Source organism: Gemmatimonadales bacterium, from assembly GCA_036500345.1.
Taxonomy (GTDB): domain Bacteria; phylum Gemmatimonadota; class Gemmatimonadetes; order Gemmatimonadales; family GWC2-71-9; genus Palsa-1233.
In genome coordinates this window covers 120,813-131,515 of the sequence record DASYCE010000031.1, presented here as the reverse complement: position 1 = coordinate 131,515, position 10,703 = coordinate 120,813, and the positions used below count along the sequence as shown (strand labels likewise).

Sequence of the window (10,703 nt, the reverse complement as noted above, 5' to 3'; positions counted from 1 at the left end):
TGTGAAGGAAATGGCTGCGACAATCCAGGCGAGCCGTCAGCTGCGGTAGATATCCGCGCTGGTGAGTGGCATCGCGGGGACGGCGCCGTGCGAATTCGGCTTCGCCAACAGGAGCTGGTGGATGGTGAGTCGTCCGGTCGCGAATCCTGCCGCTGCCCCGCCGGTGTGCAGCCGCCAGATCCGGTACAGCTCGTCGCCGACCATGCCGATCGCTTCGTCCTTTGCTGCTTCGAGTCGCTGCGTCCACGCCGTGAGCGTGCGGACGTAGTGTTCGCGCAATGACTCCTCGCCGCGGATCTCGAATCCCTGTCGCAGCGCCTGCTTCGCCAGCTGATCGAATCGCACCAGCTGCCCGTCGGGGAAGACGTACTTCGACGTGAACGTTCCCGCCTTCCACATCAGGTACTTCGACACCGGATGCGCCTCGTGGCGATCGTGCGTGATGCAGTGATTGAGGAAGAGGCCGCCGGGCTTGAGATGCCGGAAGACTTCGCGGAAGTACACCGGCAGCTTGTGCAGCCCGACGTGCTCCGCCATCCCGACGCTGGCGATCTTGTCGAACGGCTCGACATCGCTGAGTTCGCGATAGTCGCACATCCGCACCTGGCAGATGTCGCTCACCCCCGCGGCGGCGATCCGTTCGATCGCCAGCATCGCCTGCGCCGGTGAGATGGTGATGCCGAGAGCGCGCACGCCGTAGTGCTCCGATGCATACTGGATCAGGCCGCCCCATCCGCAACCGATGTCGAGGAGGCGATCGCCGGGCTTGAGCCGCAGCTTGCGGCAGATGTGCTCCAGCTTGGCCGTCTGCGCCTCATCGAGCGTCTCGGTGCCGGTCGGGAAGTAGGCGCACGAATAGATCATCCGCTCGTCGAGGAAGAGCTGATAGAAATCGTTGCCGACGTCGTAGTGCGAGCGGATCGCCGCAGCGTCGCGCTGCTCGCTGTGGCGCGGCGTCAGGCGCGCGGTGCCGAGGGAGCGCTTGGCCGAGTGATGATGGTCGGAGCTCTTGGGAAGGTCGTACACTGTCCGCATCAGCTGCATCAATGTCGTCGCGGAGCGGAGCCGCTCTCCCGCATCGGCGGCGACGCGGGCGGCGACGGCGAAGTCGCCGACGATGTCCACGTCTCCGTACACGTACGCTTCGGCAAGGCGGAGTTCGGATGGCGGCAGGAAGAGCTTCCGCATCGCGCCGGGGTGTTCGAGGACGAGGGTGAACGCGGTGCGGCCTGGGGACCCGGGTTCGACCACGCCGCTGTCCCAATAGCGGATCGCGAAGGGGCGCGACAGGCGCGGCCCGAAGGCGAGCGCCGCCGCAGTGCGCGACAGTGCGAGCCAACTCTTGCTGGGTCCGGATGCGGCGCGGTGCGCCCCGATTTCGTGCCCGACGCTGGCAGACATCTCGTTTGTGGAGACGCCCCTCTCGCCCCAGCCTGCACGCCGATTGCCGCCGGATTGACCGCATGCCGGGCGAGTCCCTACCTTCGGCGAGTCCTCCACGCCATGAGCCGCCGATGAGCACCATTCTCGAAGTCCATGCCCGCGAAATCCTCGATTCCCGCGGCAACCCCACCGTCGAAGCCGAGGTCGTCACCACCACAGGCGCGCGCGGGCGGGCTGCCGTGCCGAGCGGGGCGTCGACCGGCGAGCATGAGGCGATGGAGCTTCGCGACGGCGATTCGAAGCGGTATGTGGGGAAAGGCGTCCTCAAGGCGGTCAAGAACGTCAACGAGGTGATCGCGCCGCGGCTCGAGGGGATCTCCGTGTTCGAACAGATCGCCATCGACGCCGAGATGACCGACGCCGACGGGACGACCAACAAATCGAAGCTCGGCGCCAACGCGATCCTCGCCGTCTCGATGGCAGCGGCGCGTGCGGCCGCGGCCGAGGCCGATCTCCCGCTCTATCGCTACCTCGGCGGCCCGATGGCGCGGGTGATGCCGGTGCCGATGATGAACATCCTCAACGGCGGCGCGCACGCCAGCAACAACGTCGACGCGCAGGAGTTCATGGTGGTGCCGGTCGGCGCCGACGATTTCGCCGACGGATTGCGCATGGGCGTCGAAGTCTTCCACTCGCTCAAGAAGGTGCTGACAGGAAAGAAGCTCTCGACTGCAGTGGGCGATGAAGGCGGCTTTGCGCCGATGTTGCCGAGCAACGAGGCGGCGCTCGACGCCGTGATGGAGGCGATCGAGAAGGCGGGGTTCAAGCCGGGCGACGACATCGCGATTGCGCTCGACCCGGCAGCGTCGGAGTTCTACCAGGACGGCGCGTATGTCTTCAAGAAGGGCGACGGATCGCGGCGCTCGTCGCAGGAGATGGTCGAACTCTACAAGACGTGGTGCTCCAAGTATCCGATCGTCTCGATCGAAGATGGCCTTGCCGAGGATGACTGGGACGGATGGCGGCTGCTCACCGATGCGCTCGGCGATCGCTGCCAGCTCGTCGGCGACGATCTCTTCGTCACCAACGTCGACCGGCTCGGCGAGGGGATCGAAAAGGGATGCGGCAACGCGGTGCTGGTCAAGGTGAACCAGATCGGCACGCTGACCGAGACGCTGCAGTGCATCGAACTGGCGAAATCGAGCGCGTACGGCGTGATCATCTCGCACCGGTCGGGCGAGACCGAAGACACCTTCATTGCCGATCTCGCCGTGGCGACCGGGGCAGGGCAGATCAAGACGGGGAGCGCCTCGCGGTCAGATCGCACCGCCAAGTACAATCAGCTGCTGCGGATCGCCGAAGAGCTGGGGCCGGTGGCGCACTACCCCGGCGCGGAACTGTATCCCCGGTGACCAGGGCGCGGTGGATCGCGCTGGCGGCGATCGTCGTCGCGATCCTCTTCGCGCTCGAAGAGGGGACGTACAACGAGCGGAATTATCTCGCGTTGCAGCAGGCGGTGCGCGACTCGGCGCAGCGGGTGACGGTGTTGCAGCACGCGGTCGATTCGCTCGGCGCGTTGCGCGACTCGATCGAGAACGATCCGGTGGTGCAGGAACGGATCGCGCGGGACGGGTTGGGGATGGTGCGGCCCGGTGAGTTGATGTTCATGATCCAGAAGGATTCCGCAGTGAAAGTGCCGCCGACGCGCTGAGTGTGTTGTGCAATTCGCGCAGATGAAAACGTTGCGGCCAAACCTGTCAAAAACGTGCAGGTCACGATGTTGAGACGTCACCCCGGTTGACGGCGCGATCATCGTCGCTGTCAGATCGGAGGCGTTATGACGCCCGAATCTGGAGCAGGGGATTACACGGGAGGTTCAGCGCATCGGCGGCAAGGCAACAGTCACTCGCTGGCAGCGTGGTCCGATGCGGAGCTGGATATACTGCTTGATGCGATGCGGAATCTGTCGCAACGTACGCCGGACCAGGATGCGGTCCTGCACTTCCTCGAAGAGGCGCGCGCCGAGCGGGCGAAGCGGCGCGGCTCACCACCGATAGAGTGAAAAGGGGGCGAATGATTTGCCCTCGCCGCGGGTAGCGGGCTCACCCCCTGAGACGCTGCTGCGTGGGCTGGGTGGATGCTTGGCGGTCATCGCTCGTCGATTGATGAAAACCCCATGGTGAGATCTGGATGGTATCGTAGCGACGTGTGAACGTCGCAGCTCGGCGTGTGAGGGGAGTTGCCGAAGTTGCGATAGTCGGTATTCACGCGGGCAAACGCGTGAGTCAGTGGGACAAGGCCGGGAGTCACCTGGACAATACGGGGAGTTCGTTGGACAAGGGCGGAAGTCAGTTGGAAAGAGCCGGGAATTATTGGACGAGGCCGGGAGTCACATGGACAGGTCCGGGAGTCAGTGGGACGGGGCTGGGAGTCAGTGGGACGAGGCCGGGATTCACTGGAACATCGCCGGGAGTAGTTGGCCGAAGCCGGGAATCCGATGGACAAGGAGCGTCGACGGTGGACATGGCCGGGAAGTCAGTGGACCGGGGCCGGGTCGCCGCGGGAATTGGCCGGGCGACTGTGGACATCGGCCGGGAGACACTGGACATCGGCCGGGTCAATCGGGGCGAGGGCGGGCTGTTGATGGACGAGGGTGGGCGATGGTGGACTTGGGCGTGAATTAAGTGGGCCGAGGTCGGGTCACCGACGGAATGCGCCGGGCGAGGGTGGACATGGGCCGGGCGTCGATGGACATGGCGGCGAAGTAGAAGTGCGAGGCCGGGTTTGTGTTGGACAACGCTGGATCACGGTGGACATGGTCGTGAAGTAGAAGTGCGAGGGCGGGAGTCAGGTGGACTGGGCCGGGACGCCGCGGGACGAGGCCGGGATGTCGTGGACATGGTCGGGGAGGGGGAGGACAAGGCGCGGATCGGTGCGGGCATGCGCTGGGAGCGGTCGGACTAGATGCGAGATGGTCCGGATTGCCGATGGAGATCAGTGCCCGGCGGCGGAAACCCGGTTCAAAACCAGGCACGGGACGATAACGAATACTACGATCAGGGCGAAAACGGTCCCCGGAAGGGTCTGCGGTCGCCAGCGGGCCGCGCCGATGAGGACCACGACATAGAATATCGAGAGTTGGCGGATTTGCTGCCGGGTCGGTTTGGGCATGCGGGAAAGGTACTGGCTATTTGGTGCCATGGGGTTCCTGGGGTTCGGCGCGGTCGCGACGGCGCATCTGCAGCGCCGTAAAGATCAGCGCCCACAAGGTTGCAATGGCGATGCTCCGGCCCCAGCGAATCGGGTCGCCGGCGATTTCGTCGAAGCCGGTCGTGATCGCGAGATAGAGCAGTAAACCGGTGAAGGCGTCGATCAAGTATGAGGGCGGCTTCGCTGGCATGAAGAAAAGCTAAGCATTCGAGCCTCGAGTGGGCCGTTCGCCCGGCCGGATGCCCCTTGGTTGCCGACCCAGCCGCCACTTGAGGATTGGCTGACGGTCCGCCAAGTTCTCGGCGGCGGTACAGTGGTATGTATGGCTGGGTAGCTCAGCTGGTTAGAGCACGGCACTCATAATGCCGGGGTCGCGGGTTCGAGTCCCGCCCCAGCTATTTCCTAAGACAATGGGAATAGAAGATTTAGCGCGGAAGCAATCTGTTATGGCGCTATTTGGTGCAGCTGCGCCAAATGATCTGGAAACGCTGATTCTCAGGGCATTCAGTCCCCTGATTGGCATCCTGATGTACATCCGGGTCCCACGGGCGCGAGTCAGTCGCAAACTAGCTGCCGCTGAACAGGAAGGTTGAGGGACTTCATCCAGATCCTGGAATAGCGTTTCACCTGAAACTTTCAGTCCATCTGGATTTGGCCACTTCACGGCACACCGCATGACATGCTATCGGTCGGAGATCCAATCTCTGTCGGTTCAGGAATTTGACGATGTGAGGCAGACCAGTCGTCCAATCAATCGGTACGATGTCCAAATCATTTACACCATTGGCGATCGGATCGAAGGGGAAGTTAGGCGAAGAGCGCATGTCATCATTTTCCTCCAATCGTATCTCTAGGGCATGATGAGGAGCCGTCAGCTTCGGCCGCGCCGCGCAGCCAAGCAGCGGTCGACGAATCCTGGCCTCACGTTTACGGGCAAGTCCGGTAAACGGCGCTTGCGCCAAGTTGTCGAACAGCAAACCCTCGTTTCCGGCGATGCTGCACTCGCTAGCCTATTGATCAAAGCGGGTACGATCCGCCACTACAACGCCGGCGAGTCGCTCTCGATTCAGAATGCATCGGACAACGATCTGTTTCTGTTGCTCTCCGGTGCCGTCGCAATCAGTGTAAACGGCCGTGACATCGCAACGCGTGAGGCGGGGACGCATGTCGGTGAGCTGGCCCTTGTTGACTCGCTAGCGCGGCGGAGCGCTACGATCACAGCGACAGAACGGGTGACCGCGATGCGGATCACGGAGGACAAGTTTTCGCGCATCGCAGACGACTATCCCATTCTGTGGAGACGGATTGCGGTGGAAATTGCCCGCCGCCTCAGGGATCGGAATCGATTTATTCGAACACCAAACGATCAACCGATTCTGTTTATCGGGTCTTCGACTGAAGGATTGCCGGTTGCGACCGGCATCCGGGATGCTGTTCAGGGTGCGGATCTGATAGTACGGCTATGGAGTGACGGGGTGTTCGAGACGTCCCGCACGTTCATTGAAAGCCTGGTTGAGCTTTCAAAGGATGCGGATTGCGCCGCTCTGCTGCTGACTGCTGACGATATTACAGTGTCCCGGGGCAAGAAGAAGCCGTCTCCGCGAGACAACGTGATCTTCGAAATTGGGTTGCTCATGGGTGCGCTTGGTCGCGAGCGCGTGTTCGTGCTGTTGCCCAAGGGGACGGACCTTCGGCTGCCGTCCGATTTACTCGGAGTCACTTGCGTGCCCTATGTGCGTCGCGGCCCCAAGCCGCTTGCACAGAGACTGGCGCCTTGTTGTGCGAGAATTCGCGCTGACATCGATAGACTGGGAAGACGATAGGAGTTGGTATGGCCAATGCGGCTGAGCTGCGGGCAGAAGTGATCGCGATTCTTTCGTCGGAGTGGAAGCGTCGCAAGGGTGCCACGATTCCCACGACGGAGTCGGTGAAACTAGATAACGATGGGGTCGAGCTGGACGCGACCGTGCTCTATGCGGATCTTGTTGACTCGACGGATCTTGTTAACGGCTACAAGGATTGGTTTGCTGCTGAGGTCTACAAGAGCTACCTGAGGCTGGCATGTCGGATCATCCGTGACAACGGCGGTGATATTACTTCGTTTGACGGCGATCGTGTGATGGCTGTGTACATCGGAGAGTCAAAGAATTCACAGGCCGCGAAGACCGCCCTCAAGCTCAACTGGGCCGTAAAGAATATCCTGAATACGGAGATTCAAAAGCGCTACACCAGCACAACGTACAAGGTCCAGCACGTAGTCGGCATTGACACAAGCAAGTTGTTCGTGGCCCGCACCGGCATTCGCGGCACTAACGACTTAGTGTGGGTTGGTCGGGCGGCGAATTATGCAGCCAAGCTGTGCGGCCTGCGCGATGGGAGTTATGCGTCAATTATTACTGAGGATGTTTACAATCGCCTAGAGGAGTCCGCAAAAAACGGTGGCTCGCCACGCCAAGCGATGTGGCAGAAAGCCACTTGGCAGGAACGCGCCATGACGATTTACCAGTCGAGCTGGTGGTGGTCAATCGGATGATGCCCCGCTTTGTGTCCTAGGATCGCGAGTCGTCAGTGTCGCGGGCGGACGGGGCTGCGAGCGGCGGCCGCGTGGCTCGGACGACCGCGACTGATTTCTGCAAGATCCGACTCGAGTCCGCCACGGCCACCTCGCAAGACAATACGGGTAATTGGCTTGATGCTGTTGCGTTCGGCTTCCGCGAAAGTGGGCCCATCGATGAAGAACAAATTAGACATAACGCCAACCGCAATTGGATTGATGCTCACCGCAATCCTGATCCTGCCCCTCCTCCTCCACGCCCAGCAGCCTCTCCGCGCCGCACCGCACATTGCGGTCGCCGTCCGCCTGCCGATGGCTACCTTCCACGCCGAGCGCGATTCAACCGGCTTCCCGCTCTACACGGCCGCCCTCGACCGCCGCGGCAACGATCTTCTGGTCAACGGCTCCGCCGGATGGCCTGGAATCGGGTTGACCTTCCCGCATCCGTGGCGCGTGACTTCCGTTCGGCGCGTCGCGCCGGCGCGGATCAGCATCATTCTTGACGGCGGCGGCACCATGCGGCTCGACCTCGCCGCGCGCGATTCCGCGTGGCTCGTGCATCAGGTATTTGCCACTTCCGCTGATAGTGCGCAGGTCCAGGCCGCCGCTGAAGACCTCGCCATCGATCGGCTCCTCGGCGCCGCCGCCGCCGCGGGCGATACACTGGCGCGCCACGAACTTCGCCGCGTCCTCCGGAGATACACCCCCGGCGACACCATTCGCGTCGACACGCTCGATGGCGTCCGCTATCTCGCCCTCCGGACCGGCGAGCCGACCTACGCATGCACCGATGCACTTCCAACGAGGGTTGGAACGCTGGTGCGCGAGGGGATCGCGCCACTCCTCCGCTCGATCGGCAACACCGTACAGCACGGCACTCCGCAATTCGGCTTTCGCATCGACGTGACACTGAAGAGTGATGAAATGCTGAATGGCTCCGGCAGCTTCTGCGCCCGCACCGGCGAGCGCGCGTTCACCCTCCGCGTAAAGGCCGACGACCTATCCGGCTTCGCTGCCAATCGCGTGTCGCTCAATGAATTGCTCGGCCGGTCGAAGGGGACTCTCGGAACACGGGAAGTTCCGCTCACTGATTGGGTCGGGGTCGCGCAGTGAGATTGGCGCGTTCGGATTCGCCGCCACCGCCCGCGCGGCTCGGTACACCCGGGCTTGCACGACGGATCATCGCCGGCTGGCGCGTCGCCTCAATCTGGGGAATCTCCTGGGTGCTAGGGGAAGTCGTCCTGCATGCCGCCGGATGGATCGGAATCGTTTCCGTCAGATGGCCACACCACAGTCCCTGGTGGGGAGTCGTCTTCCTCCTGTTCACCATCGCTACCGCAATCGTCGGATTCACCGTGGGACTCTTGTTCAGCGCATTCGTGTCATTTGCTGAGCGCCGCCGCCCCGAGTCGCAGCTGACGACGTTGCGCGGGGCAGCGTATGGCATGATCGCAGGCGCGCTGGCCGGCGCATGCCTCGCGGGAATCACAGCGAGCGTGATCTCGCCAGTAGCGACCGTATGGATTGCACTTGCAATTGCGACAATCCCTCGGTTCGCCTTCTGGGGCGCACTCTCCGGCGCTGGCATCGCAAAGATCGGTTCGGCGGGAGACCGACACGAACCCGCACGACTCGGGACTCCTGCCGCCACGGATATTATTTGAGATAACGAACAGCAGATCTAGCGCACGTATCGCGGGTGCCGCGGCTGCTGGCGGGAGCGCCACGCATCTTCCAGAAAGGCGAGCAGCGAAGTCTGATCCGTGGTCTGCAGGGACGCCGCGCGCAATGACACGATCTTCGCTTCGAGTCGTTCATCTGACCACAGTGTGATACGTCGCCACGCCCACCAGTGGTCGGCAGGATCGAACCCCGGTTCCAAGCCGTCGAGCGAGTCGTCGTCCGGCATCCGTCCCCCCGGTCGGCCGTTCACTTCGAGCCGCAGAGTATACCGTCCCGGACCGCGGTGTCGGGCATTTACCCGGTAACAGTTGCGCGACTTTCAACCTGAGGGGCCGCCGGCCCCCCTGGCACAGAGGGCGCGACTGCGCCCCCCCCTTGTGCCACCCCTCCTGATACTGCACGTCCCTTATGGTGTCTCGTACTGGGGCGGCGCGCCCGATACCTCTCTGAGACCCCGCTCCATGGCAAACCACGACAGGAGGATATCTCGATGCGAACAAGGCAGATTCTGGCAGCAATCACTGTACTGGCTGGCGCTGCGATGATCCGGTCGGCGCGAGTCAAGGCCGAAGAGACTGGGACCTACGGGCACTGCATCGACGAAGAGGATATCGTCCATTACTTCAGCAGCACTCCCACCGGCTCCGAGTGCCGCACCTGCATCGGCGACAACCTCGGCTGCCACGGATCTCCGGCGCAGGCGGGGTGCGAAATCCACCAGGCTTGCCCCAACTAGTGACGCACGCTTCGGCGGCTCGCACCGCCGCACTCGCGCTCCTCGCTACCGGCTGCCGCAACGCGGCCGCGCCGAGCGCGGGGTACGAATCGGCGATCGGCGCCACCGTGATCGAGCGCGGAGTGACCTGCGTCGACTGCACCCTTGCACTCACGCGAATTGGCACGCTCGGCTCGCCGTCGGATTCGATCCTCCTCGATCGCCGAGCCTTTCTCACGCGACTCGATGATGGGCGATACATCGTGGCACCGACCGTCGTCGACGGCGTCGCGGCGCTCTTCGATTCGGTCGGCGCGCCGGCCCGGGCGATTGGCCGTCGCGGTCAGGGACCCGGCGAAAACCAGCTGGTGCGGGGTGCCTATCACTGGCATGGCGACCGCGTCCTCCTCCTGGGGGCCGGCGACCGGCTCGGATGGCTCGATGGAAGCTCGATGCGTGAGACGACCGCGCGCACGGCGAAACCGTGGCTGCTCAACCGCGGCGTCACTCTCCCCGATGATGGCGTGGTGGTGGCGAACGCGTTCTACGAGGAACAGCCGCTGGTGGTGATCGATTCGAACGGCAGCGATCGCCGGTGGATCGGAACCTCGGCGCCACGCGATCCGCACGGCCACGGCCGCTATTACGCCCTCGGCCCGGGGAATGAAGCGCACACCTTCTGGGCAGCACCGCTCTACTACAAGCTGCATTTCGAACTCTGGAACGTCGACGGCACGCTGGAACGATCGATCGACCGATCACCCGACTGGTTCACACCGTACGACACCGCGCGATTCAACCGAGTGGTCGACGCAGGCGACCGCGCCGAGCGGCCATTCCCGCAGATGCACGGCGTGCGCGAAACGAAGGATGGTGTGCTCTGGGGATTGTACGATGTGGCGGCAGCGGATTGGCGCGCGGATCAAACCGCTGCCGATGCGAAGCCGACGCGTCCTGACGATCTCTATCACATCGGTTCGTACGACGGAATCATCCAGTTGCTCGATAGTCACACCGGTGATCTGCTGCTGACTGCGCGGATCGACCGTCCGCTCCGAGGGTTCGTCGACGACAGCACCGTCTATGAGCTGCGCGAGACGCAGGGCGGCTACTGGTTCATCGATCTGTATCGGGCGAGATTCGCGCGACAGTAGTTCT

The 10,703-nt window shown here is 63.1% G+C and carries 11 protein-coding genes and 1 tRNA gene; 8 read left to right on the top strand and 4 right to left on the bottom strand.

Features of this window, described 5'->3' with window-relative positions; all coding sequences use genetic code 11:
* Positions 1 to 36 precede the first annotated feature (36 nt).
* Positions 37 to 1,401 carry a cyclopropane-fatty-acyl-phospholipid synthase family protein gene (locus VGM20_13870; protein HEY4101955.1) on the bottom strand — a complete coding sequence of 455 codons (1,365 nt, stop codon included), beginning with the start codon at positions 1,399 to 1,401 and terminating at the stop codon, positions 37 to 39.
* Positions 1,402 to 1,514: 113 nt separating this feature from the next.
* Between VGM20_13870 and eno the strand changes: the two genes are divergently transcribed.
* Together eno and VGM20_13860 are read left to right on the top strand one after the other, a co-directional pair.
* Positions 1,515 to 2,795 carry a phosphopyruvate hydratase gene (gene eno / locus VGM20_13865; protein HEY4101954.1) on the top strand — a complete coding sequence of 427 codons (1,281 nt, stop codon included), beginning with the start codon at positions 1,515 to 1,517 and terminating at the stop codon, positions 2,793 to 2,795.
* Positions 2,792 to 3,094, top strand: coding sequence for a septum formation initiator family protein (locus tag VGM20_13860; GenBank protein ID HEY4101953.1), 303 nt, complete (start codon positions 2,792 to 2,794; stop codon positions 3,092 to 3,094). The genes eno and VGM20_13860 overlap by 4 nt, the downstream gene beginning before the upstream one ends.
* A 1,283-nt stretch (positions 3,095 to 4,377) precedes the next feature.
* Here VGM20_13860 and VGM20_13855 read toward each other — a convergent pair.
* Positions 4,378 to 4,554 carry a hypothetical protein gene (locus VGM20_13855; protein HEY4101952.1) on the bottom strand — a complete coding sequence of 59 codons (177 nt, stop codon included), beginning with the start codon at positions 4,552 to 4,554 and terminating at the stop codon, positions 4,378 to 4,380.
* A 16-nt stretch (positions 4,555 to 4,570) separates the two neighbouring features.
* The gene (locus VGM20_13850; protein ID HEY4101951.1) at positions 4,571 to 4,783 is read right to left on the bottom strand and encodes a hypothetical protein; all 213 of its coding nucleotides are present in this window, start codon (positions 4,781 to 4,783) and stop codon (positions 4,571 to 4,573) included.
* 134 nt (positions 4,784 to 4,917) lie between these two features.
* Here VGM20_13850 and VGM20_13845 point away from each other — a divergent pair.
* The 4 genes from VGM20_13845 (at position 4,918) to VGM20_13830 (ending at position 8,260) form a co-directional block, all read left to right on the top strand.
* Positions 4,918 to 4,991 (top strand) — tRNA-Met (locus VGM20_13845).
* A 459-nt stretch (positions 4,992 to 5,450) separates the two neighbouring features.
* Positions 5,451 to 6,416, top strand: a complete 966-nt coding sequence (locus VGM20_13840) for a TIR domain-containing protein (protein ID HEY4101950.1) — start codon at positions 5,451 to 5,453, stop codon at positions 6,414 to 6,416.
* Positions 6,417 to 6,424: 8 nt separating this feature from the next.
* Positions 6,425 to 7,126: an adenylate/guanylate cyclase domain-containing protein gene (locus tag VGM20_13835; GenBank protein HEY4101949.1), complete on the top strand. Its 702-nt coding sequence runs from the start codon at positions 6,425 to 6,427 to the stop codon at positions 7,124 to 7,126.
* 240 nt (positions 7,127 to 7,366) lie between these two features.
* Positions 7,367 to 8,260, top strand: coding sequence for a hypothetical protein (locus VGM20_13830; protein ID HEY4101948.1), 894 nt, complete (start codon positions 7,367 to 7,369; stop codon positions 8,258 to 8,260).
* 568 nt (positions 8,261 to 8,828) lie between these two features.
* Here VGM20_13830 and VGM20_13825 read toward each other — a convergent pair.
* Complete coding sequence (locus tag VGM20_13825; protein ID HEY4101947.1) at positions 8,829 to 9,056, bottom strand: hypothetical protein; 228 nt, start codon at positions 9,054 to 9,056, stop codon at positions 8,829 to 8,831.
* A 264-nt stretch (positions 9,057 to 9,320) separates the two neighbouring features.
* Here VGM20_13825 and VGM20_13820 point away from each other — a divergent pair, with 264 nt between their 5' ends.
* Positions 9,321 to 9,566 (top strand): hypothetical protein, encoded by a 246-nt coding sequence (locus VGM20_13820; protein HEY4101946.1) that lies wholly within the window; start codon positions 9,321 to 9,323, stop codon positions 9,564 to 9,566.
* Entirely contained in the window at positions 9,566 to 10,699 is a 1,134-nt protein-coding gene (locus VGM20_13815) for a hypothetical protein (protein ID HEY4101945.1), read from the top strand. The genes VGM20_13820 and VGM20_13815 overlap by 1 nt, the downstream gene beginning before the upstream one ends.
* The last annotated feature ends 4 nt before the right edge of the window (positions 10,700 to 10,703 follow it).